General features: G+C 35.2%; 23 protein-coding genes and 1 tRNA gene. 13 read left to right on the top strand and 11 right to left on the bottom strand.

Annotated features, from left to right (window positions below; translation table 11 throughout):
* Nucleotides 1-24: 24 nt before the first annotated feature.
* The 5 genes from NTZ27_13160 to NTZ27_13140 all read left to right on the top strand — a co-directional run bounded on the left by NTZ27_13160 (nt 25) and on the right by NTZ27_13140 (nt 4,114).
* Nucleotides 25-1,635 carry a hypothetical protein gene (locus tag NTZ27_13160; protein ID MCX6175695.1) on the top strand — a complete coding sequence of 537 codons (1,611 nt, stop codon included), beginning with the start codon at nt 25-27 and terminating at the stop codon, nt 1,633-1,635.
* Between the two features lie 4 nt (nt 1,636-1,639).
* The gene (gene obgE / locus NTZ27_13155; protein MCX6175694.1) at nt 1,640-2,626 is read left to right on the top strand and encodes a GTPase ObgE; all 987 of its coding nucleotides are present in this window, start codon (nt 1,640-1,642) and stop codon (nt 2,624-2,626) included.
* A 120-nt stretch (nt 2,627-2,746) separates the two neighbouring features.
* A tRNA-Met gene (locus NTZ27_13150) sits at nt 2,747-2,823 on the top strand.
* A gap of 17 nt (nt 2,824-2,840) precedes the next feature.
* Nucleotides 2,841-3,185, top strand: coding sequence for a preprotein translocase subunit SecG (secG, locus tag NTZ27_13145; protein ID MCX6175693.1), 345 nt, complete (start codon nt 2,841-2,843; stop codon nt 3,183-3,185).
* Nucleotides 3,186-3,283: 98 nt separating this feature from the next.
* Nucleotides 3,284-4,114 (top strand): LOG family protein, encoded by an 831-nt coding sequence (locus NTZ27_13140; GenBank protein MCX6175692.1) that lies wholly within the window; start codon nt 3,284-3,286, stop codon nt 4,112-4,114.
* A gap of 33 nt (nt 4,115-4,147) precedes the next feature.
* On the opposite strand, the gene rpsU is transcribed toward NTZ27_13140, so the two are convergent.
* The 4 genes from rpsU to NTZ27_13120 form a co-directional block, all read right to left on the bottom strand.
* A complete protein-coding gene (rpsU, locus tag NTZ27_13135) occupies nt 4,148-4,354 on the bottom strand; it encodes a 30S ribosomal protein S21 (GenBank protein MCX6175691.1) in 207 nt (68 codons plus the stop codon).
* A gap of 141 nt (nt 4,355-4,495) precedes the next feature.
* Entirely contained in the window at nt 4,496-4,723 is a 228-nt protein-coding gene (locus NTZ27_13130; protein ID MCX6175690.1) for a hypothetical protein, read from the bottom strand.
* Between the two features lie 5 nt (nt 4,724-4,728).
* Nucleotides 4,729-5,343 carry a sigma-70 family RNA polymerase sigma factor gene (locus NTZ27_13125; protein ID MCX6175689.1) on the bottom strand — a complete coding sequence of 205 codons (615 nt, stop codon included), beginning with the start codon at nt 5,341-5,343 and terminating at the stop codon, nt 4,729-4,731.
* Nucleotides 5,344-5,424: 81 nt separating this feature from the next.
* On the bottom strand, nt 5,425-6,636 hold the full coding sequence (locus tag NTZ27_13120; GenBank protein MCX6175688.1) for a M14 family zinc carboxypeptidase: 1,212 nt from the start codon (nt 6,634-6,636) through the stop codon (nt 5,425-5,427).
* A 94-nt stretch (nt 6,637-6,730) separates the two neighbouring features.
* On the opposite strand from NTZ27_13120, the gene NTZ27_13115 reads away from it, so the two are divergent.
* The gene (locus NTZ27_13115; GenBank protein ID MCX6175687.1) at nt 6,731-7,270 is read left to right on the top strand and encodes a thioredoxin family protein; all 540 of its coding nucleotides are present in this window, start codon (nt 6,731-6,733) and stop codon (nt 7,268-7,270) included.
* A gap of 61 nt (nt 7,271-7,331) precedes the next feature.
* Here NTZ27_13115 and NTZ27_13110 read toward each other — a convergent pair whose 3' ends face one another.
* From NTZ27_13110 to NTZ27_13080, 7 genes are all read right to left on the bottom strand, one after another.
* Nucleotides 7,332-8,324 (bottom strand): S41 family peptidase, encoded by a 993-nt coding sequence (locus NTZ27_13110; protein MCX6175686.1) that lies wholly within the window; start codon nt 8,322-8,324, stop codon nt 7,332-7,334.
* A gap of 1 nt (nt 8,325) precedes the next feature.
* Complete coding sequence (locus tag NTZ27_13105) at nt 8,326-9,105, bottom strand: hypothetical protein (GenBank protein ID MCX6175685.1); 780 nt, start codon at nt 9,103-9,105, stop codon at nt 8,326-8,328.
* A gap of 200 nt (nt 9,106-9,305) precedes the next feature.
* Nucleotides 9,306-10,157 (bottom strand): type II CAAX endopeptidase family protein, encoded by an 852-nt coding sequence (locus NTZ27_13100; protein MCX6175684.1) that lies wholly within the window; start codon nt 10,155-10,157, stop codon nt 9,306-9,308.
* A gap of 386 nt (nt 10,158-10,543) precedes the next feature.
* Nucleotides 10,544-11,251: a hypothetical protein gene (locus NTZ27_13095; GenBank protein ID MCX6175683.1), complete on the bottom strand. Its 708-nt coding sequence runs from the start codon at nt 11,249-11,251 to the stop codon at nt 10,544-10,546.
* A gap of 290 nt (nt 11,252-11,541) precedes the next feature.
* Nucleotides 11,542-12,078 (bottom strand): hypothetical protein, encoded by a 537-nt coding sequence (locus NTZ27_13090; protein ID MCX6175682.1) that lies wholly within the window; start codon nt 12,076-12,078, stop codon nt 11,542-11,544.
* Nucleotides 12,079-12,484: 406 nt separating this feature from the next.
* The gene (locus tag NTZ27_13085) at nt 12,485-13,201 is read right to left on the bottom strand and encodes a DUF2461 family protein (GenBank protein ID MCX6175681.1); all 717 of its coding nucleotides are present in this window, start codon (nt 13,199-13,201) and stop codon (nt 12,485-12,487) included.
* Entirely contained in the window at nt 13,198-13,851 is a 654-nt protein-coding gene (locus NTZ27_13080; protein ID MCX6175680.1) for a hypothetical protein, read from the bottom strand. Before NTZ27_13080 ends, NTZ27_13085 begins: the two co-directional genes overlap by 4 nt.
* Nucleotides 13,852-13,985: 134 nt before the next feature.
* Here NTZ27_13080 and NTZ27_13075 point away from each other — a divergent pair, with 134 nt between their 5' ends.
* The 7 genes from NTZ27_13075 to NTZ27_13045 all read left to right on the top strand — a co-directional run bounded on the left by NTZ27_13075 (nt 13,986) and on the right by NTZ27_13045 (nt 23,002).
* Nucleotides 13,986-14,483, top strand: a complete 498-nt coding sequence (locus NTZ27_13075; protein MCX6175679.1) for a class IV adenylate cyclase — start codon at nt 13,986-13,988, stop codon at nt 14,481-14,483.
* Nucleotides 14,480-17,614, top strand: coding sequence for an exodeoxyribonuclease V subunit gamma (locus NTZ27_13070; protein MCX6175678.1), 3,135 nt, complete (start codon nt 14,480-14,482; stop codon nt 17,612-17,614). The genes NTZ27_13075 and NTZ27_13070 overlap by 4 nt, the downstream gene beginning before the upstream one ends.
* Before the next feature lie 115 nt (nt 17,615-17,729).
* Nucleotides 17,730-18,200 carry a transcription elongation factor GreA gene (gene greA, locus NTZ27_13065; protein ID MCX6175677.1) on the top strand — a complete coding sequence of 157 codons (471 nt, stop codon included), beginning with the start codon at nt 17,730-17,732 and terminating at the stop codon, nt 18,198-18,200.
* Between the two features lie 114 nt (nt 18,201-18,314).
* Nucleotides 18,315-19,676, top strand: a complete 1,362-nt coding sequence (gene tilS, locus NTZ27_13060) for a tRNA lysidine(34) synthetase TilS (protein MCX6175676.1) — start codon at nt 18,315-18,317, stop codon at nt 19,674-19,676.
* Entirely contained in the window at nt 19,673-20,224 is a 552-nt protein-coding gene (gene hpt / locus NTZ27_13055) for a hypoxanthine phosphoribosyltransferase (protein ID MCX6175675.1), read from the top strand. The genes tilS and hpt overlap by 4 nt, the downstream gene beginning before the upstream one ends.
* A 44-nt stretch (nt 20,225-20,268) precedes the next feature.
* Nucleotides 20,269-22,347 carry an ATP-dependent zinc metalloprotease FtsH gene (ftsH, locus tag NTZ27_13050; GenBank protein MCX6175674.1) on the top strand — a complete coding sequence of 693 codons (2,079 nt, stop codon included), beginning with the start codon at nt 20,269-20,271 and terminating at the stop codon, nt 22,345-22,347.
* The gene (locus tag NTZ27_13045; protein MCX6175673.1) at nt 22,334-23,002 is read left to right on the top strand and encodes an SEC59/DGK1/VTE5 family protein; all 669 of its coding nucleotides are present in this window, start codon (nt 22,334-22,336) and stop codon (nt 23,000-23,002) included. The genes ftsH and NTZ27_13045 overlap by 14 nt, the downstream gene beginning before the upstream one ends.
* Nucleotides 23,003-23,014 lie beyond the last annotated feature (12 nt).

Raw genomic sequence — 23,014 nt, 5'->3', positions numbered from 1 at the left:
TTGTTAAAGGAGAATTACTGATTCATGTTCGAAAGAGAAATAAAATTCATATATGATTTCAATCTGAATAAGGTTAATAAACTCGGACCTTTTTTCACATTCGAACAACTTCTTGCTTCCGATCTGCATCCGGCAATCCTTCAATATATTTCAGCAGAAATTGATTACTTGATTTTTGAGGACAGGCAGAAACTTCTTAAAAATTCTGTCTTTGATTACTCGGGTGAGAAAATCTCTTATCATTTTAACCAGATATCGGAAGAAGTTAAAAAGACAAAACGTTTTGCACTTGAGTACATTGCAAAGTTGGTACTGCATGCTTCATCGTTCACGGTAAATTATCTTATTCATCCAAAGTGGACATTGCAAAAATTTATATTTGATGAATCTCCAACCAAAACAACAAATGAGATCAAACAGATTCTGAATTATGTTTATTATTGCAAATACACAAACAGAATTCTAATATCATATATCAACACAAAAAAGATCTTATCAATGAACTCACAAGAGTTCGAAGAACTGCTGAATAAAGCCGATAAACTTGGGGTTGAGACTTACTTGGAGGCAATTTTATCTAATGCACTTAAATCTATGGCTGAGTTCTTAAATATCGGCGAGATCAAGAAATCGAAAGTGCCTCTTTCGGCAGTTGAAATGTTTTTAGAAGAAAAAGAATTATTATCACATTTACAAAAAGTCAACGAAACATTCGGTAAGGATGAAAATACAAAGATTGAAATCAGCGATATTTTAAAAGTTATGAAAAATGTTATGATTGTTAAGGAAGAACCATTATCTGAGATCATAGAAGAAGAGAAATTTGAGACCGAAAAGATCGAAGAAGAAAAACCAAAGGTTGCAGAGGTTGAAGCAGAAGTAGATTTGGAAGAAGATCACGAGCGAGAACAAAAACTTGAGCAAGATCAAGAAGTTGATGCTGAAGAAAAAGAAGAATCAACAGATGAAGATATTGTTGAAGAAAAAGAAATTTCAGTTCCTCAATCTGCTAAGCTGAGAATCAGAATGGATGAGGATATTAGAATTGAACCAGTTTATGAAGAACAAACCGCAAATGTTGCTGAAAGTACAATAGAAGAAACTGAGGAGAGTGAAGAAGACAATGATGAATTGAATGAGTCCGAAGAAGATTTGTCAGATGAAACTGAAAACTCTGAAGAAGAAAACGAAGGACCGGATCACCTCTCATTAATACTTAAACAAAAAGATGGTGACCAAACAGAAGTTAAAAACGAAAAGATAAATGAAGAAGATTCAACCGATAATGAAAATTCTGTTGAAAGCGATGATAATATCGAATCGGAAAAAGAATTTGAATATGTAGATAAAATTAATGAGTTAGCAACAAACTTACAGCAGGAAAGTGATGAACCTTTCAAAGTTGATCTTGCTGAAATTCTTGAGCATAAAGAGATGACAAAAATAATTGAAGTCATTTATGATTATGATATTGAAGACTTTGCTAAAACTCTTGATGAAATCTCAAACTGCAAGAATGCAGATGATGCGCATTTGGTGATCAACCAAACGCTGATAGCCCGCCGCATTAATCGCAACTCAAAAGAGGCAGAAACATTTAGATCAATCATTTCAGAATATTTCGGCGGTAAATAAAACAATGTTTATAGACTACGCAAAAATTTATATAAAAGCCGGTAATGGCGGCGATGGTGCAGTGGCTTTCCGCAGAGAAAAATATGTTCCCAAAGGCGGTCCGGCAGGAGGAAACGGCGGCACCGGTGGAAGTGTAATATTCCTTGCCGATCGAAATTTTACAACTCTTTTAGATTTCCAATATAAAAGAAAATATATCGCTGATGATGGAGACCCGGGCGGATCTTCACTAAAAGATGGAAAGAGTGGCCAGGATATTATTATAAAAATTCCGGTTGGAACTCTGATAAAAGACGCCGAAACAAATGAACTAATTTTTGATTTGGATAAAGATCAAAAAGAATTTGTTGCAGTAAAAGGAGGCAAAGGCGGTAAAGGGAACAGTAACTTTGCTACTCCGACAAATCAAACTCCGCGTTTTGCAGAACCTGGAAAACCCGGCGAAGAAAAAAATATTGAATTGGAATTAAAATTAATTGCCGATGTCGGTCTTGTTGGATTTCCTAATTCCGGCAAATCTACTTTGATCTCTGTGATCTCGGAAGCTAAACCAAAAATTGCAGATTATCCTTTCACCACGCTTGAACCTAATTTAGGAATTGTCCGTTATAAAAATTATCAGAGTATAACAGTTGCAGATATTCCCGGAATTATTGAAGGCGCACATCTTGGTAAAGGACTGGGATTAAAATTCCTCAGACACATCGAAAGGACAAAAATCCTTTTGATAATGATTGATATTACTTCTGAAGATTATGTTAAAGATTATAAAACACTTCTTGGAGAACTTGAGAAGTATTCAAAAGTGTTAAGTAAAAAGAAAAAACTTGTAGCATTAACTAAATCCGATTTAATCGAACCAAAGGAACTAAAAAAAATCAAAGACAAAAAGATACCCGGTTATAAAGGAGAAATATTAATTTTTTCTTCCGCAACAAAAGAAGGAATTGATAATATGCTCGATGTACTGTGGAAGGAATTGAACGATTAAGTATTCAAACAAGAAAAATATCCTCGCTAAAGTAAGATAGTAGAACTAAAACAAGCATAGCATTGGCTTGAACTTGGAAAGGTGATGCTTTATATTTACACCCCGTTTTACTGAAGATTTGGCGAGGTAGCTCAGCTGGTTAGAGCAATGGAATCATAATCCATGTGTCGGGGGTTCGAATCCCTCCCTCGCTACCATTAACAAGGAGTCTATTATGTATACATTACTTATTATGCTTTCAGTCATTATTGCGATTTTACTAATTATTGTTGTTCTGCTTCAGTCAAGTAAAGGCGGCGGACTTGCGGGTTCATTCGGCGGTTCCGGTCAATTTGGAACAGTTTTCGGCACAAGAAGAACAGCAGATTTTTTTAGCCGTATTACATGGTGGTTAGGCGGGGCACTTTTAATTTTAGCGGTAGTAATTAACTTATTCTTTTTACCGGGTCAATCAACATCTGCTCAGAAAGAAAGTATTATTCAGGGTGGAGGCAGACAGCAAGTTCCAACTGCACCTGCATTACCGCAGCAGCGATCAACTCAGCCGGCTCAAAAATAAATTTTGGATAAAGCCCCGGACACTCGGGGCTTTCTTCTCTCAAATTAATCATGAATACAATTTTACAATCCGATCATATTTATTTTATTTGGTGAAAAATGAAAAAACAACATAAGCCGCCTGTAAAAGCTTACAATAATTTGGATTTCTTAAATTCGGCAGACGGCCGGACAATTAGAATTCTATCAGAATTTTTAGAACCTAAAGCACGTTTCAAAAAAAATAAAATTGTTGATACCGTAGTTTTTTTTGGTTCGGCTAGAATTATTTCCAGAAGAGATGCTTTGAAACTTTTGAATCAAGCGAAGAAAGAGAAATCATCTTCCTCAAAGAAAAAATTTGAACATGCTCTAAAACTTTTGGAAATGTCCCAGTATTATGAAGACGCTGTAGAACTCTCGAAGAAATTAACGGAATGGTCTATGTCTCTTCCTGTAAACGAAAAGAGATTTATAATTTGCAGCGGCGGCGGTCCCGGTATTATGGAGGCTGCAAACAAAGGAGCTAAACTTGCCAAAGGTCATTCTATAGGTTTGAACATCAGTATTCCATTCGAACAGTTTGTTAATAAATATGTAGATCCCGAATTGGCTTTTGAGTTCCATTATTTCTTTATGAGAAAGTTTTGGTTTATTTATCTGGCAAAAGTTCTTGTTGCATTCCCCGGCGGATTTGGAACAATGGATGAGCTTATGGAAGTTATTACTTTGATCCAGACTAAAAAAGTTACCAAGCCGCTTAAAGTAATTATATATGGTGAGAACTATTGGAGAGAGATTATAAATTTTGATGCAATGATCGCTCACGGAATGATAAGTAAATCCGATGTGAAAATTTTTGATTTCTGCACTACCGTTGATGAAGCTTTTGAAAAGATCACTTTACATTTTAGAAAACATTATCTCAACAACCACAATAATGGTAAATAAGAAAAAACCCCGACTTGATCGGGGTTTTTTTTGTTATGACGATTTTCTATCGCGCATAGCTTGATCTCTTGAAGCTCTCCGCTTTGCTTTAATTCCTTCCATTCTTTTTTCAACGGACGGTTTAACAAAGAAAGCTCTCTTCTTGAATTCTTTTAGAACACCTGAACGCTCATATTTTTTCTTAAAACGCTTTAACGCTTTGTCAATATTCTCGTTCTCTGCAACGGTAATTCCAACCAACTTATATCACCTGCCTTATTGTTGATAAAAATTTTGAGGCGTAAACCTATAAAAATCAGTGCTAAGAATCAAATCAAGTAATCAATTGGAATTAAAAACCCAACTTTTTTAGAAGTTGGGTTTTTACACAACGGAAAAAGATTAGTTGTTAATGTTATGGGATATATATTGAAATATTTTTTCGTCCAGTCCAATTGGGGATTTACAGCAGGCAAATCGTTTTCTCAGAAGATCTTTCATGCATTTCTGAATCATATATTCTTTTCGAATAACGCAATCATCAGTAATAAGCTTTTTCATGCGGCAGCAAATATTCTGATCTTTTAATTCTTCATCTACATAAGATGTTATTTCTTCTAACAATTCCATTTCTATTAACCGGATTTTTTTGAGGAATTTTTCTTTTTGATAAATCCTTTGTCTTTAGCATAATCGAACAGTTGAACGTAGAGCATTTTGCGTGCACGGTGTAACCGAGATCTAACCGTTCCTACAGGAATATCAACAAAGTCGGCAATCTCTTCGTATGTAAATCCTTCAATATCACTTAAGATTACTACAGTTCTAAAATCTTCGGGTAATTCTGATATGGCTTTGGAGATTTCATCATCAAGTAGATTTGCGAAAGCGTCTTTTTCATAGTGCTGGGTTTCAACTTCATCGGCTTTAATATTTTCATAAAAATTTTGAATGTCGTCGTAATCAACTTTATTCTGCTCTTTAGTTGTTTTGCGGTAGTCGTTAATAAATGAGTTCTTTAAAATTCTAAACAGCCATGCTTTGCAGTTTGTACCTTTTTCAAATTTATCGAAGAAGCGGAAAGCTTTTAGATAGGTTTCTTGAACGAGATCGTCGGCATCATCTTCATCACCGGTCATCCTTAAAGCGAAGTTATAAACTGCATCGAGATGAGGAACGGCTTCTTTTTCAAATTCTGAATAACGCTGTTGGAGTTCTTGATCATTCAACGTGTTTGTTATTGCACGCATTGTTGTCGCTTTCTAACAATAAAAATTTATCGTTATCTAAAAATAATTAATTAGCTCTCCATTTGATAATGAAGCAATTTGTTATTTAACCGGATCGTTCATGAATCCGTTCTTTACTTCTTTTTTTAGTTGACCTTTAATAAAGATTTTCAGATCAGCCGGTTCATCAACACTAAGTTTATTATCTGGAATTACTTGGTAGCCGGTGAGATCATGTTCCTCAATTCCATAAAAAATTGAAAGGTCGCCTAAATCAGCAATTTTACTTTTATAATAAAATGATTGTGACTCCTTGTTTCGTTTTTTCTCACGGTTAATTCCGATATCTATCTTAAAATTTCTTCCATTATAGTTTAAGGTTAGATTTCTTAGAAGCAGATCAAAAAGAAGCTCTTCATTTTCGGGAATATCAAAATACTTTTTGTGATCTATATTTTCATAATCTTTCTCGGCGATTGAATTGAAAGCAGAGAGTAAAGCAATGAAATTCAATTTGCGGACAAAATCTTTTTTGAAATCATTTTTATAGTAACCCGATTCGATTAAAATTGTGCTGATATCATTCTTGGTAAAATTATCACCGAACGCACGCGGTTCAAAATCATCTTTGTACCGTGCAATGTTTTGAGGAATGAATAAAGAAAGAGCTTCATTAATTTTACAAATTACCTGCATGCTCTTTTCTCGGATGTAATTTGTACTTTTAACATGATTCATCGGCGGAGCCAAGAGAGAAATTGCCGACGCTTTATTTGATCGTCCCGCTGTGTAATAGCTGTTTTGATCGTGTAAATTAAAGCCGAACTCGGGTTCGAGCTTTCCCGCATAGTCCCAAAGTATTTTTGATTCATAAGATTGTAAACGCAAAGCATCACGGTTGAGATCAATATTATAAGCATTTTCCCGCGTAAACATTTCTGCACCGTCGGGATTTAACATTGGGATAAAGTGAAATGTAATTTTCTTTAGAAGAGCTTTTCTTAAATCATCATACTGATCTTTCGAAGAGAAGAAATTGAACAGATCGAACAATGCCGCAGTTGCCGTTGGTTCATCGCCGTGCATTTGCGACCAGGCTAAAATTTTTGTTTCCCCTTCACCGAAGACAACAGAAAATATTTCTTTTCCGTCTATTGATTCACCTAATTCTTCAACACGGAAAAGATTCTGGTTCTGCATTCCCGCAACAAGTTCTTTTAGTTGTGCATGACTTATAAAATCCGAATTGAGTTTTTTCTCACGATAATTATCGTAATCGTTAAAAAGTGAAGAAAAGAGTTCGTTGGAATTCAAATTATACTCCGTTATTTTTCATAAGTAAATTTCAACAAGTTTAGCTTTGATTCAAAAATAATTTAAGAAATATTTTAGATACACGGAGGATTTTATGGCAACCGACACATTAAAAATCGGTTCATTGGCACCGGACTTTAACTTACCCGCAACCGACGGCAAAAAATATTCGTTAAACACATTTGCCAATAAGAAAGCGCTTGTTATAGTATTCAGCTGTAATCACTGTCCTTATGTACAGGCTTATGAAGATAGGATTATGGAGATACAAAAAGATTATTCAAAAGATGTTCAATTAATTGCGATCAGTTCAAATGAGGATGAAAATTATCCGGAAGATTCATTTGAGAATATGAAAGCACGCGCGAAGATGAAGAAGTTTAATTTTCCGTATCTGCATGATCAAACTCAAAACATTGCTAAAGCGTACGGTGCGACTCACACGCCGGAAATTTTTCTTTTCGATAAAGAAAGAAAATTAATTTTCCACGGAAAGATTGACGATAACTGGCAAGAGCCTCAAAGCGTAAAGAGTAAATATTTGCGGAATGCACTTGATGAACTTTTGAGTGGTAAACAAATCTCTGTTCCGGAAACGTTTACTATCGGCTGTACGATTAAATGGAAGAAATAAAATTTTAAGATTTTAAGACCTAATCGTTTTCGTCAAGGAATGGTACTTGACGACCGGGTAATTATCTCTGAATAAGTTTCAGCCGGGCCATTTCTAATTGTTTATCTATGCCGTTATTTTTATCAGCTTCAGTCTGTTCAACGATGATATCCGGAACGACCCCGTTCCATTCAATCAATTCGCCGTCCAATCTTGTAAAATATGAATTCGGCATTTTGATTCGTTTACCGCTTGGCAATGTGTAAACATCGTTAGAGCCTCCGCCCCCGCCGGTAATACTTCCAACAATAGTTACATTTGAAAGCTGGCGCATCAATTCAGGAAATAATTCAGCGGCGCTGAAACTTGAACCGTTCACAAGAATAACAACTTGGTTTGTGTAAGTGAAAGATCCGCCGGGTTGAATCAGCCACTGTTTAATATGCCCGTCGGCGTAAATCATTTTTTCCTGTATCGGTTGTTTGATAAAACGGGATATTACAAAATCGGATGTAGTGCCGCTTCCGCCGCCGTTGTTTCTGACATCTAAGATCAATCCGTTTGTATTCTTCATGTAATCTAAAATGTTATCAAAATTGTTTATCCAGCTTCCTTCCTCAAACGTTGAGAGATAGATATAACCGATATTGTCAAAAATTTCATAACTGATATTATTCTTTCCGGTGAGTTTTAATTGTTTCCCTATATAATTGCTTACAACAATTTGGCTGAATGACTTGCGGTCAATATCTCGCGGCCATAAATAAGTCGGAACGGGGAATCCTCCTTCGGTATGAATTTCAATGTGACCATCTTTTAATTCGCGGAACATATCGAAAAGGACATTATAAATTTCATCACCTTTGGAAGCCAGAGCAACCGGTTTATATTTTCTATAAAGACTGTCCCAATCAATATTCTTGAACTGGAAAAACGGGTAGACTTGTTTTGCCGTTTGCCATGCAGATTCAAAATCATCTGGATTTTTATTGATGTCGTTATTTTCAATAATCAAATCACTGCATGAAATGGAGAAGAGGAAGCTAAGAACCAATAATAAACCGTTCTTTTTCATTTTAGAAATTCATTGTGATTGATAAAAAGAAATTATCGGATGAAAACAGAAAAGAATCCCATGCGCTTATTCGAACGACATTGAATCTGTAACCGGCACCTGCGGAAAGAAAATCTGAAATTTTATAATTGATACTATATTGAGAAGACAATCTCATTCCGGAAAAAACAGTTAGAAGTTTCATCATGCTGTTCTGTTTATCTCTTGGATCAATAAATTTGCCTCCAAGAGAAAGCAGACTTGAAGACAATTCGCCGCTAAGCAGAAAATTATCATTAAGCGGTAAGTTTGCAATTACTTTTGCGCCAAGAGAAAACAAAAATGCCACCGAGTAGGCGTCTATTATTGCTGTTCCGCCGCTCGCAATATTTTGACTTCTGAAATGCAGATATAATTCAGGATAAGGACCGAGGAAAAGATTCATCCGTTTTCCAAATAGATCAATACTGCCGATAGGATAACAATAAGCAAGACTTAAATTAAAATCCGTTACTTTGGCAGAAACATTATTGTTTTTTACTTCAGCGCCGGCTATTGCTTCCATCCGTAAATCATATAGATATGATTCATGATACTTAATCCAGCTGATTAAATAGTTGATTGAAGAACCGGAGTATTTTTCATTAGAAATAAATTCATCCTTAACCGCAGACAAACTTAATCCGCTATTAATGGATAAACCTTGCATACAATTATTTTGTAAAGTATCACTAACCTGACCGGTTATTGCACACGGCAAAAAATTTAGTGAAAGGATTAATACAAGTAATATTTTTTTCATATCTGTCTCAAATAAACTTACGGTGTTGCGCCTAACGCGCCACCCATAACTACAATTACACTTTTAGCAACTACCTTTTTGTTTTATTATCAGTTTAAAAATACAAATCAACTTTGAACAACAAACTTACTTTGAAAAACCAAACCCAATAACCACATCAAACGACCGCATCGAAGATAGCAGTCGCTTTGAGTTGCATGTTATATAGTGGTTTCCTTACGAACCAATTTCTTAATACCATAAAAAAATACAATCGCAATAACAGATAGAAAAAGCAATATATTTAAAATTAGCCAAGCTGTATAATTACCTTGTATCTTTTCGTTCTTTTCAATTAAGGGTAAAACATCGCCTGAGAGATTTATAAATGCATGAATAACAAAAGCCGGAATAAGACTGTTGTTCGTATTATTCTGAAACCATGTTATCCAGACTGATAATAAAACTAATGTTATCAAGAATTGAATAAATGGCAAGTGGTTATCATGTTGGCCAAAGCCGCTGGATAAAAACATGGGTAAATGCCAGATGCCCCAAATGCACCCGAGCAATAAACTAGAATAAAGCGCATTCCATTTTTTTTGAAGACGATCTAATGCGTACCCTCTCCAACCCAATTCTTCGCTAAATTGGTATATAAAAAAGATGACAAATAATACAGGAATCCACCAGGGTTCTTCTAAAAGACCTGTTTTAGGAAATGAATTATTAAAGAAAAAAGTATTTATTAAATGAGCAGTAACAAGTATAATGGGCAGCATTAAAATTATTGGAAAATACCAATATCCAAGTTTTATGTTCCAAACTCTCTTGAACAATTTTTTAAGACCAACTTTACCATCGAATTTAATCACCAAAATTATTGCAGTTAGAGATGGCCCTATCCCGGCCACCCATTTCAGTACATTATTTATTGTGATTAGAGTTTGACTGGGAGTAATCAAGTTATAAGTAATTAAAATACTAGGAAGCCACATCAGCCAACTAAATAAAAATGTAAGAAGAAAAAATTGTATCAATTGCTGATTGGGTGAATATATCTTTTTATTCATGATGGATATCCTACTTTAACACTACGAGAATTTCAATTAATTAGACTATATAACGTAGTTGCGTTTAAGCGGACGCCACGAAGTGTCCGCTACAAATAATCTGATTTATTGTTTATAAAATTCACTTGCACCAAAACAGAATAAACTATCTCAACAGTAACTACAAATAACACGACCGACGGAATTTATCCCGCCATCGGCGGGAGCGTTCCGCTTGAGACGCTTGTTATATGCTGTTGGCTCGCTTTGCCATAATTAAGTTGCCGAAGCCAAGGATGGCGTAGGCATTATTGTATAAAATAAATAATCAACAATAAAATTTCTAATCCATTGTCACTGGAACATAATGGTTAAATCGATAAAGTATTTATACACATCACTGTGTTTCAAGCAATGCTATTAATCGATCGCTTCCTCATCATGCAAATGGCTGTAGCTAAAATCCAAATTACAAACGCGAAAGGAGCAGTGGCCGCAGGTCCATCCCCTGCAGCACTATAGAACTTTGTGAAATCGGTGCCTAAGTACATCGTCGGCACGAACGCCAAGTTCAAGACCGCGGTAATAAAAGCTAGCCATCCTGTCCACCGTGGAAGCGCTTTCGTACAAAAGATTAGAATTCCGGCAACCACCATCATCGTCGCGATAAGAACTTCCGCAACGGAACCAAACATCAAAACCGTGCTTTCGTTGAGAGCCCGTACCACCGTCGGGTCAGCCTTTCCATCGATTGTGTGGAGAGCGACGGTTCCGGCGAGTGAATCACTGACTAAGGTCAAGGCGATGTATATTGTTGCGATGCCAAAGAAGGTCGTACCGAGCCATTCGTAGGAATCTTGTGTAATCACAATCAGATGTCGGAATCCACCGAAGAAGACGATCAGCAGGCTGAAGATGAATAGGTCCATTAAGGTGCGCGTGAGATAGAGCGTGCTGTGCCGCGCAACGAACTCACTGAAAGCGGTCGCGTCCCAAAACTTAGGCATAGACTCGCCCACAAACCATAACGGAAACTCGGCAAAGGCGATGACACAAGCAATCACCCCGAGAGTTCCGGCGATATGAATGCTCTTGAGATTGGTTCCAGACTCCATATGACCTCCTTTTCAAAGCATATAACGGCGTTGCCGCTAACCAGCAGCCCACAACAAGAATACCGAATAGCAGTAGCAACTTATTAATTTATAAAAATATTTTTTAGAACAAACTACCTTAAAAAGCAACTTAGTTTTGCAAGACCAATTTTATAATTGCACAAATGCCGTAATGAAAAACGCTGTCTGTGTTGAGCGGCGGGTTATGTGGCGAATCTTTTATTACAATTATTTTATAAATAATACAATAAATATTATGAAAAATATATTGACTCATCTGCATTTATTTTTTATCTAAGTTTACCAAATTGAAGACTCAAAGTTGCACCAGCAAATAAATCTTCTGTGTTTACATCTGCAAAAAAATATAAGCCGAGACCAAATGCTGCAAGCGGACGCCAAAATAATTGAGCTTCTATTGGCAATCCTACGGTAGGTCCAATATTCTCACCTTTATTGAATAATCCATTATCTTTAATTCCAAATACTATTGCAAGACCAGCCCCAATAGATAAAAAAAATGAGGTCGAGTTTAATGAATACCCATAAAGTAACCCATAATCTATAAGAGATTTTCCAAAAACTTCACCACCTCCAGCAACTCTCAGTGACAGTATATTTCTGTCGAACTGATAAGTAATATTTGCATTTAATGCAAAAGAGGTACTGCTACCATAACCAATTGAACTTAGACCAACACCTACAGTTGCCCAATAATAATTTTCTTTCGTTATTTCTTCTTTATTTTGTGAGTATGTAAAATTAAATGACAAGAGTAAAAAAGACAAAATAAAAATAGAAACAGCCTTATTACTTAATGTTTGCATTCGAACTCTTACATTACTAAAATTATTTATAAACAATTATGCATAAAACTAATGCCACATAACTATTACTTATACTGCATGAAATTATTAGTTAGGGAACGTAGATATGCATGCAGTTGCATATCTACGTTCCAATTTCTTACAAAACAATCTAAATTTCTATCATTTAAAAATAGTGTGTGCATATCTATCATCCTTTGCACAATCAGCTTTTTAACCTATTAACCTTTGCAGAAATCTATTTCCTTTGTTCTCATTCCAAAACAAAGTACCCCGATTAAAGATGGTGTTTGGTACTAACTCAACTTAGTTTAAAAGGAAATTGATGTCAATCGTTTTCTTGACCTCACCGACCACCCCCTCTAATTCCCCCTCCTTAACTTAAGGAGGGGGACAAAGGGGGAGGTTAGAAATTCTCTTCAAAATTTTGTAATTCTTTCATCGGTTGTGGTGAGATTGCAAAGCAGTAAAGCGGGTAAAGTGTGGTAATTGTTTTCATCATCTCGGGAATTATTTCACTCGAGTAGAGTTTTTTTAAACTTGGCTTTTTCTTCTTATGAAGAATTATCATATCAATTTCTTCCAGCTTGCTGTAATGTTTTTCAGCATTAAACTTTCCAACAATTTCTTCATCCTCTTTCTTTAAATCATACAAACTGAAATTATCATTTATACCAAAACGGCTGCAGACGGAAATAATTTCCTTCTTGAACTTTTTTAAGTTTTGTCTGAAATAAAGATTATCACCTTTTGTGTTGTTGATGAATAATCCGATCTGATAATCATCCGGTTCAAAGTAAAGAAAAAATTCGCTGTCCAATTTAAATCTGCCGAAGTGAATTAATAAAAATGCGCGGTAAGGTTCGCCTTTTGCAAAACGCATATCTTTATTCAAACGCATTATTGTTTTATTAAACTTCGGCTCGGTTCTAATTGCGGGATTAAGCTGATTTAAGAACGGGGCAAGATCCGTGATAAATGCTTTTGCAGGCTCAACTAAAAACTTTTGGTAGCGTTCATAATTCTTATGGAACCATTCAACAGAATTGTTCTTATCTAAATCGCGGAGAAATTTAAAAATATCTTCACTAAATCCATTGAACGAATTATCTTCAACTTTCAATACATAATCCCGACTGTAAGCGTTAAAGCAAACTGTCCGAAACTTTTTCTAAGATTGTTGGCAAGAATTTCAATTCCATCACCAAAAACATACGTGTAGTAATATCTGACATTCAGACCGATCAAATTTGATTTGCTTATTCCCATGTTTGCGCCAAAACCTACATATCCGCCAATAGCATATTTAATTTGAGCAGAACCAAATGATTTAAAAAATTCTTGACTATAAGGTGTAGTAATAATTAAAGTTGGTCCGACGCCGGCAGTTAAATACGGGCGGAGGTTTTCAATCAAAGATTCTGAAAATAATCTGTATTGAACACCAAAATTTACAGGCACTTGAAAAGCACGGTTTACTTTATCCGGTGTATAATTAATAGGATTTCCGTATAAATCGTAATAAACGTAATCAACTTCTCTTTCATCCTTTGTTTCGGAAAATGAGAGATCAATAAATCCGGTTAGATCGGTAGCTAATGATTTTCGTAAAAAAGTACCCAGACCAAATCCGCCCTCGGTAAACATAATATCCATACCCCAGGCATTGTTGGGAAATATTTCAGTCGGTCTTTCAGGCGCAAGTTCGCCGATTTTTTGTGCACTTGATAAACCAAGCGGAACAATTAACAGGAGAATCATTAATACTTTCATCTTATATTTCCTTTTGCTAAGCTTCTTATTAAAGATATGGATTATATGTTAAAAATCAACCGGAGAAATTAGTTCATACTAAAGAATAATCTCTTATTTCTTAGACAACACAAATCATAAATTGGTTCACTAAAATGCCGTTAAATTTAGAATTAAAAATTAAAGTTGAATCACATACAAAATTAATAAATGTTCTTAGAAGAATAAATGCCGAAAAAAAAGGTATTCTTAAACAAAAAGACGTTTACTACAAAACCAAGAACGGGTTGCTTAAACTTCGTATAGAAGGAAATACTTTTACCTTGATAAAATATCTGCGCGATGAAAAGGGGAAACGATGGAGTAACTATGAATTACTGCGGTTAGAAGGAAAGAATCCGGAAAAATATTTACACGATATTTTTAAGATTGATACAATCGTTGAGAAAAAAAGAATTTTATATCTATATAAGAATACCCGGATCCATCTTGATGAAGTTAAGGGACTTGGAAAATTTCTTGAATTGGAAACAGTGTTGGTATCAACACGAAAAGATGCTGAAGAGCGATTTAGAGAGATAATAAAATTGTTGGGACTCGATCTTTCTAAACAAATTAGAAAATCTTACAAATTATTAATGCTTGGCAAATGATATTAACAAAAGAAAATATTAGAGATGTAAATGTTGATCTTTTGATTAGTGAAAAGATTGACTCATCTAAGTTGAGCGAATTATTGTTAATCGTTCCAACGAACCGTAAAGCAAGAAATCTTAAAAAAGAATTTATATCAAGAATTCCAAACCGCGCTACATCAGGATTAAACATTGAAACACTCGGCACGATTTCTACAAAACTTCTTTCTATTACACATCCTTTCAAGCAGTTGAGTGAAGCAGCAGCTACAGTTTTTATCAGACAAAGTACTGCGGAGATCGAGCTAAAATATTTTTCTCTTTATAAAAATGAAATTCCTTTTGGCGCTTTAGATCGAATCAAGAATGTGATTTCTGAATACAAACGGCAAGGCATTTCACCAAATTTATTACGAAGCGAAGCCGAGAAGCTGGAAAAATCAGAGAGACTAAAAGCATTGGATATTGCGGACATTTATGAAAATTACTGTAACAAATGTTTTGCACTTAATGCTTATGAAGCCGGAGATATTTACTCGCAACTGAATCAACTAACAACCAAAGAATTTATTGCAAACTTCCGAAAGCTGTATGATGAAGTTGATCTGATTATTATTGACGGATTTAATGAGTTCTCTAATCCGGAAATCGAAATCATTCAAAAACTTTCCAGTGTGGGTAACACAAAATTGTTTCTGAGATTCGATTATTCCCGGAACAATAAATCTATCTTTTCTCATCTTGATAAATGTTATGACAAACTTTACCATCTTGGATTTATTAACATTGAAGAAAGAAACATTCGTGATCAAAATAAATTTCATAAGATCTTGCGCGATAAATTATTCAACTCGCAAAAATTTTCATCCAAGATTGATTATTCTGCCAGCATTTCAAAAATTATTGCCAATGACCGTGAAAAAGAAATAGAACTGATAGCACGAGAAATAAAAAAAATAATCACTTATGAAAAATGTGAGCCGCATAGAATCTGTTTAGCGTTTAATTTAATCCAGAATTACTCTTCAACAATAAAAGACGTATTTGAAAAGAACGGACTTCCGTACAATCTATCGGATAGAACTCCGCTTGATAATGCAAACCCCGTTACTGCCATTGTAAATTTTTTAGAGATTGCCGAGAACGATTTTTATTTCAAAAATATTTTCCGTGCATTAAGCAGCGGTTTCATAGATACGAATAAAGTTGATGTTTCCAATCTTTACAGACTATCATCAGAATTAAAAATCGTTTCCGGAAAAGAGAACTGGGTCAATTCACTTAAAGACGCAATCGCAAATCTTGATTACACTGGCGATGATGATAATGAAGGAGACACAAAGAAAGACCTTTATAATAAGGCTTTGAGCGATATTCAATTTATATCAGAATTACTAAAACCGTTCGATGGGAAATTAACAATTGAGGAATTTCATAAACGGTTTAGAGAGTTTATAGTTAAAACGAGAATTCCTTTTAAACTTCTTTCGATCGAGATCGACCAGGAAAAAAATGTAAGAGCATTTACAGATTTTCTTGAAACAATGTCTGAAATATTTCAACTCTTATCAGAAGAATATGGTAATGAAAAAGTATTTGCGATTGATTTTTACATGGATCAGATTCGTACAGCATGCAACTGGGCACGTTTCAATGTAAAAGAAAAATCAGATTACGGCGTGCAGGTTACAACTCTTGATGAGATACGCGGACTTGAGTTCGATTATCTATTTATAAGCGGTCTATGCGATGGAGATTTGCCCACGCGTTATTCGCCGGAAATCTTTTTCTCCGGTTCATTTAAGAAACAAGCAAGGATACATCAGACAGAAGAACGTTATCGTTTTTATCAAGCGCTGTGCACATGGAAGAAGAAACTTTTTTTGACTTACCCGTTAACTGAAAGCGGGCGGGAAGTTGTCGTCTCCACTTTTCTGGATGAATTTGAAGAAGTTTTTTCGATCTCTTCAAAAAACGAGAATGATTATGACGATATAATTTTTTCGAATGAGGATTTGCAAACTCTCATTGGGAAAAACGGGACAGACTCTATTAGTGATAAAATGAAAAATAATTTAACTGTAGATCTAGAAAAAATATCCCGTTCACTTGAAATAGATAAGATTAGAAATTCTGAAGTGCAAGTTGAATCTCCATATTCCGGAAATATTAGTTCCGATGATCCGGTCGTTGCTAATAGATTGAATACATTTAAGTCAAAACAATATTCTATTTCACAACTTGAAACATATGCTAAATGTCCGTTCAAATTTTTTGTTGAGCGTGTACTTGGAATAGAAACCATAGAAGAACCGACAGAAGATATTGAAGCGATAGAAATGGGAAGATTGCTTCACTCAATATTATATGAATTTTATTCTTCATTGAGAGAGAAGAAGATCAAACTTATTAATTGTGATGAAAAAACTTTTCAGCAGGCAGAGAAACTAATTTTTGAGATCGCAACTGACCAGCTGCAGTTAACAGCATTTAGATCACCGTTAACATTTTATGAACGCGAAAAAATTCTTGGTCTAAACGGAAATAAAAAAGAATCAATTCTGTATAAGTTCTTAGAGACAGAACGAAAATGCGAAGATGATTTTATCCCGATGTTCTTCGAAGTAAGTTTCGGACGGTTAAAAGAAAGCGGTTCCGATAAGATATTAAGCGATCAGGAGCCAATTATAATTGACAACATAAAACTCCGCGGAAAAATTGACCGGATTGAGATAAATGAAAAAATAAAATCTTTCAACATTGTTGATTACAAATTGAGCGGTGCAAAACCAAGTTTTGATGATCTGAAAAACGGAATCTCGCTTCAGCTACCGATCTATCTTTTTGCAGCTAGTGAATTACTCAGCAGAAAATTCAATGGTAAATATTCTCCAAATGAAATGTTCATCTACTCGTTAAAATATGCTGTTGATGATTTTGGAAAGGATAGAGTTACATCAACAAAAAAAGGAGACGAGATTCAATCGGTAGAACAGCTTGTTGATAAATCAATAGAACATGTTAAAAATTATGTTGAAGCTATTTCGAAAGGAAAATTCCATCTCTCAAAACTTGAGGAGAGAGAAAATAAGGTATGCCGCTTCTGCCAGTTTAGAACGGTCTGCAGAATAGACGAGGTAATCAGCTAAAGTTTGGTTTTTGTATTAGTTGAAATCAATCCAATATTTTTATAAGTTTGTGTTGCCACTGCAAAAAAGCAGTGGCTATTTTTTTTATTTGACCAAATAAATAGGAGCTTATAGCGTGACGAATTTTGTCTACTTAAGCAAAGAGAGAATTAGAGAGCTTGAAAAAGAGCTTAGTGAAATGAAAAACGGCGGCAGAAAATTAATGGCTGAAAGAATTGCTGAAGCCCGTTCTCACGGCGATCTTTCGGAAAATGCCGAATATGATGCGGCAAAAGAAGAGCAGGGATTGCTGGAGTTAAGGATCAGCAAGATGGAAGATGTCCTTTCAAGAGCATCGGTAATTGATATTACCAATATGCCGAAAGATCAAGCACACATTCTTTCCACGCTCACAGTTAAAAATTTGAACAATTCCAAAACTTATAAATATACTTTAGTTTCACCGGAAGAAGCCGATATTGATAAGGGGAAAATTTCTATTACATCACCGGTCGGGCAAGCCCTGATGGGTACAAAAGAAAAGCAAGTTGTTCAAGCAAAAGTTCCTGCTGGTCTAATAAAGTTTGAAATTTTGAAAATAGAATAATAGCTCCCTCAATCTCTCTCAAAGAGGAAGTTATTTTGCTATAAGGCAATAATTATCAAATAATTGTTGAAAAGTCTCTTATGAGACTTTCTTTTTTTTATTGTCATTTATAAAATGAAAAAAACAGAGCAAAAAGTTTTAAGATTTATCGAACAGAATAAATTGATTTCTGCTGGTGATAAAATTTTAGTAGCATTCAGCGGCGGACCAGATTCTGTTTTTGCTCTTCATTTCTTAGACAAGTTCAAAAGAAAATATAAAGTTGATTTGTATGCTGTTCATTTCAATCACGGATTACGCGGTAAGGAATCGGATGCAGATGAAATTTTTTCCAAAGAATTTTGTAAAAAGAGATCAATCCCGCTTGATGTTGTAAAACTTAATGTAAAATCGTTTTCCGCAAAAAATAAAATTTCGATTGAAGAAGCAGCTCGTAATCTACGGTATAATAATTTACTGAAGCTCGCGGAAAAAACCGGTTCAACAAAAATTGTAACTGCACATAACCAAAGCGACAACACCGAGACAATTCTATTAAATTTATTCAGCGGAACAGGATTTTCTGGCTTTAGCGGAATTCCGATCCAACGCGGAAATATTATCCGTCCTTTCTTGTGCTTAACGAAGCAGGAGATCAGTAATTATTTAGATCATGAAAAAATCTCTTTCCGTATTGATTCATCGAACATGAAAGATGATTATAAAAGAAATTATATCCGCAATAGAATTCTTCCATTAGTCCGTATGAAATTAAATCTGGCTGTTGATGAAGCACTTTTCCGCTCATCTAAAAATTTTGAGAACACTTTATTCCTTAATCATAAACTAATCGATCATATCATTGCGGAATATGTTACACATAATTCAAATGCAGTAAGTTTTCCTTTGCTATTTGCGGATTTGTTTGAGGGAAAAATCCCAGGTGACATATTAAAAATTATTTTTAAGAGATATCTAAATCATGAATTTGAATACGATGATTACATTAAGATCAATTCATTGATCACAAAACAAAAAGGGAAGAAGATTCAGCTTTCTAAAAAACTTATTGCTTCGCGCGAAGAAGAAAGTATTAGAATCGAATTGAGCGGTAAGACATCTAATAATAATTTTACGTTGAAAACCGGTGATCAGATTAACCTTGGTTCTAAAGTAATCGGTATAGAACTAGCAAAGAGTGAGAACGTCCAATTCAAGAATAATGGAAAAGTTGAGTTTATTTCTGCAGACGGAATGAATGAAAATTTTATTTTACGTACATGGAAATTTGGAGATAAATTCAAACCGCTCGGCATGAAAAATTTCAAAAAGGTTTCCGATTTTCTGACTGATCTAAAAATTTCAGTAAAAAAAAAAAAAAATCAATTAGTTCTTACTAATCGGGACCAAATTGTCTGGATTGTTGGTTTAAGGATAGACGACAGATACAAACTGAATTCGAAAACAAAGAAGATTTATAAATTATGGGTGAAATGAAAAATCAAAAAAATGAAATTTTGGTGGGAACAGATAAATTTGTTCCTTTCTTATCTGAAGAAGAAATCCAAAAAAGAATTGCTGAATTGGGGAAACAAATATCAGAAGAGTATAAAGCTAAACTACCAATATTTATTGGTGTACTGAACGGATCATTCATGTTCATGGCTGATCTTCTAAAGAATATAACAATCAATTGCGAAATGGATTTCTTCAAACTATCAAGCTACGGCGATGAAAAAATTTCATCCGGCAAAGTAAAAATGGTAAAAGATCTTAATGCAGATATAAACGACAGGCATTTAATTATTGTTGAAGATATAATTGATACCGGTCTTTCGATCAACTACATCGAACAACTTATTAAAGAACACACACCGGCAAGTATGAAAGTAGTAACACTCTTAGTGAAGCCCGAGAGTTTAAAATATGATGTCCAAATTGATTATATTGGCTTCAAAATTCCAAATAAATTTGTGATTGGTTACGGTCTCGATTACGCACAGAAGTATCGAAATCTAAGCTCAATATATGTTTTAAGTGAATAATGGAGAAAAAATTAAAAATGCAAGATCTTGAGAATAAATTATTCATGGCTGACGAAGAGAAAAAACCTAAACAGAACAAACCCAAAAAAGGATTTAATCCGCTACAGAAACCTGACGGTGAATTTGATTGGGGAAAAATTATAAAAACTGTTTTTAGCTGGGGCGCCGTTATAGTTGCGGCAGTTATTGTTATGCAGTTTATGAGAGCTAGTTCCTCAGGAAATGTCGAAATTACTTTCGATGTTTACCAAGAATTTTTAGACGCCGGTAAAATTGCCGAAGTTAAAGTTGTTAAATCCGATGCGACAGATTATAGATTAGAAGGAACACTAATTCAAAAAGAAAAAAAGAATATCAACGGCACTCCCGTTGATATTCAAAAATTCTCATTAACATTCGACCAAGCAATAATTCAGGATAACATAAAAGTTTGGAAAGAAAAAAATGTAAAGTTCACATTTGTAAAAGAGTCTAATGAGTGGATGACAGTTCTTCTCGGATTAATCCCTTGGATTCTAATTTTCGGTGTTTGGATTTTAATTTTTAGAAGAATGCAAGGCGGAGCCGGCGGTGGTGGCGGTGCTCGCGGCATTTTCAATTTTGGAAAAAGCAAAGCAAAATTAATTTCTGAATCGGCAATAAAAGTTACATTCAAAGATGTTGCCGGTGCAGATGAAGCAAAACAAGAACTCGAAGAGATCATAGAATTTTTAAAGGAACCTGCTAAATTTCAAAGACTTGGCGGTAAAATTCCGCGCGGAGTTTTATTGTTAGGACCTCCGGGAACCGGAAAAACTTTATTAGCAAGAGCAGTTGCTGGCGAAGCAGGTGTTCCGTTCTTCTCAATCTCCGGCGCTGACTTCGTTGAAATGTTTGTTGGTGTTGGTGCAAGTCGTGTGCGCGATCTATTCGAACAAGGAAAACGAAGTGCGCCATGTATAATTTTTATTGATGAGATTGATGCGGTCGGTCGTCACCGTGGTTCAGGTCTTGGCGGCGGACACGATGAGCGTGAACAAACATTAAATCAACTTCTTGTTGAAATGGATGGATTCGAACAGAACAGCGGTGTAATAATTATAGCCGCTACAAATAGACCGGATGTTCTCGATCCGGCATTATTACGTCCCGGCCGTTTTGATCGCCAAGTTGTTGTTGACCGTCCGGATGTAAAAGGAAGGGAAGGAATATTTAAAGTTCACACAAGAAATATTCCACTCGATGTTGATGTAGATCTTGAAATACTTGCTAAAGGTACTCCGGGACTTGCGGGAGCTGATATTGCAAATCTTGTAAACGAAGCGGCTCTTCTTGCTGCTCGCAAGAATAAAAAGAATGTCGGGATGGAAGATTTTGAAGAAGCAAAAGATAAAGTAATGATGGGAATGGAACGAAAGAGTCTGATCATTACAGAAGAAGAAAAAAAGATTACTGCTTATCATGAAATTGGACATGTTCTTGTTGCTAAGATGGTTCCCGAAGCAGATCCGGTTCACAAAGTTACTATCATTCCTCGCGGACGCGCACTTGGTGTTACAACATATCTTCCTGTTGATGAAAAACATACTTACTCAAAGAATTATCTTGAAGCGATGATAACTTATGCACTAGGCGGACGTGCGGCGGAAAAATTGATATTCAACCGTTTTACTACAGGGGCGGGAAATGATATAGAAAAATCAACGGACATTGCACGCAAGATGGTTTGCGAATGGGGAATGAGTGATAAGCTTGGTCCTATAGCGTACGGTCAAAAAGATCAAGAAATTTTCTTAGGTCGGGAAATTACAAAGCATAAAGACTACAGCGAGCAAACCGCACAGGATATAGATTCGGAATTGAAGAAAATAATAATGGACGGAATGAAACGTGCCGAAAAAATTCTTTCAGAGAACGTTGATCTGCTTCATAGACTTTCTAAAGAATTATTGGAACGGGAAATTCTTGACGGTGATGAGATTGATAAAATTATGCGCGGAGAAGTACTTCCTCCAGTTAAAAGGAATGGTTCCGATCCGGTTAAACCAACTGAAAGTGAAGTTCCGGACCATGTCCAAAAATTAATTGAAGAAAAAAAGAAAAAAGAAACAGTAAAAACTCCAGAGAGTAATGATAGCAAATGACCGCGCTACAATAGATTATAAGAGTGAAGTACTGCGAAAAACATTTCATCTGGTTTCTCTTTCTATCCCAATTGTGTACTATCATATCACAAAGCAATTAGCATTATCAATATTAATTCCTCTTACAATATTTTCTTTTCTTGTTGATTACGGAAGGTATTATCATAAACCTCTTGCCGGATTAGTATATAAAATTTTTGGATTTATGATGCGTAAGCATGAGGTTGACGCCAAAAAGAAAAATTTAAATGGAGCCACATACGTTCTGCTTTCTGCTGTAATTGTTATTGTTATCTTTCCTAAAATTTTTGTTGTTACTGCATTTGCGGTCTTGATAATTGGTGACGGTACTGCGGCACTTATCGGAAGAAAATTCGGCAAGACAAAATTTTTGTTAAAGAGTTTAGAAGGAACTCTTGCATTCTTTTTCTTTTCTTGTATAGTTGTTCTTCTTTCACCGAAGATTGAAGGAAGATTTGAAGAATATTTGATCGGGTTTGCCGCTATTGCAGTCGGGGCAATTGCAGAAAATATTTCCGGCGAATGGACGGACGACAATCTTACTATTCCAATAACGATCTGCATTACTATGTGGATTCTTTACGCGCTCTTTCTTCCGCAGCTTCCTCTCATTCTTCCGAACGTTCCTAATTAATATTGGTCTTAA

Source organism: Ignavibacteriales bacterium, assembly GCA_026390775.1.
GTDB lineage: Bacteria > Bacteroidota > Ignavibacteria > Ignavibacteriales > Melioribacteraceae > Fen-1258.
This window is presented reverse-complemented; position numbering and strand designations above follow the sequence as displayed.

Bases quoted from the DNA above. Each gene is read 5' to 3' on its own strand.
- NTZ27_13160 (MCX6175695.1), top strand. From the start codon at position 25: ATGTTCGAAAGAGAAATAAAATTCATATATGATTTCAATCTGAATAAG.
- obgE (MCX6175694.1), top strand. From the start codon at position 1,640: ATGTTTATAGACTACGCAAAAATTTATATAAAAGCCGGTAATGGCGGC.
- secG (MCX6175693.1), top strand. From the start codon at position 2,841: ATGTATACATTACTTATTATGCTTTCAGTCATTATTGCGATTTTACTA.
- NTZ27_13140 (MCX6175692.1), top strand. From the start codon at position 3,284: ATGAAAAAACAACATAAGCCGCCTGTAAAAGCTTACAATAATTTGGAT.
- NTZ27_13130 (MCX6175690.1), bottom strand. From the start codon at position 4,723: ATGGAATTGTTAGAAGAAATAACATCTTATGTAGATGAAGAATTAAAA.
- NTZ27_13125 (MCX6175689.1), bottom strand. From the start codon at position 5,343: ATGCGTGCAATAACAAACACGTTGAATGATCAAGAACTCCAACAGCGT.
- NTZ27_13115 (MCX6175687.1), top strand. From the start codon at position 6,731: ATGGCAACCGACACATTAAAAATCGGTTCATTGGCACCGGACTTTAAC.
- NTZ27_13110 (MCX6175686.1), bottom strand. From the start codon at position 8,324: ATGAAAAAGAACGGTTTATTATTGGTTCTTAGCTTCCTCTTCTCCATT.
- NTZ27_13105 (MCX6175685.1), bottom strand. From the start codon at position 9,105: ATGAAAAAAATATTACTTGTATTAATCCTTTCACTAAATTTTTTGCCG.
- NTZ27_13100 (MCX6175684.1), bottom strand. From the start codon at position 10,157: ATGAATAAAAAGATATATTCACCCAATCAGCAATTGATACAATTTTTT.
- NTZ27_13095 (MCX6175683.1), bottom strand. From the start codon at position 11,251: ATGGAGTCTGGAACCAATCTCAAGAGCATTCATATCGCCGGAACTCTC.
- NTZ27_13090 (MCX6175682.1), bottom strand. From the start codon at position 12,078: ATGCAAACATTAAGTAATAAGGCTGTTTCTATTTTTATTTTGTCTTTT.
- NTZ27_13080 (MCX6175680.1), bottom strand. From the start codon at position 13,851: ATGAAAGTATTAATGATTCTCCTGTTAATTGTTCCGCTTGGTTTATCA.
- NTZ27_13075 (MCX6175679.1), top strand. From the start codon at position 13,986: ATGCCGTTAAATTTAGAATTAAAAATTAAAGTTGAATCACATACAAAA.
- NTZ27_13070 (MCX6175678.1), top strand. From the start codon at position 14,480: ATGATATTAACAAAAGAAAATATTAGAGATGTAAATGTTGATCTTTTG.
- tilS (MCX6175676.1), top strand. From the start codon at position 18,315: ATGAAAAAAACAGAGCAAAAAGTTTTAAGATTTATCGAACAGAATAAA.
- hpt (MCX6175675.1), top strand. From the start codon at position 19,673: ATGAAAAATCAAAAAAATGAAATTTTGGTGGGAACAGATAAATTTGTT.
- ftsH (MCX6175674.1), top strand. From the start codon at position 20,269: ATGGCTGACGAAGAGAAAAAACCTAAACAGAACAAACCCAAAAAAGGA.
- NTZ27_13045 (MCX6175673.1), top strand. From the start codon at position 22,334: ATGATAGCAAATGACCGCGCTACAATAGATTATAAGAGTGAAGTACTG.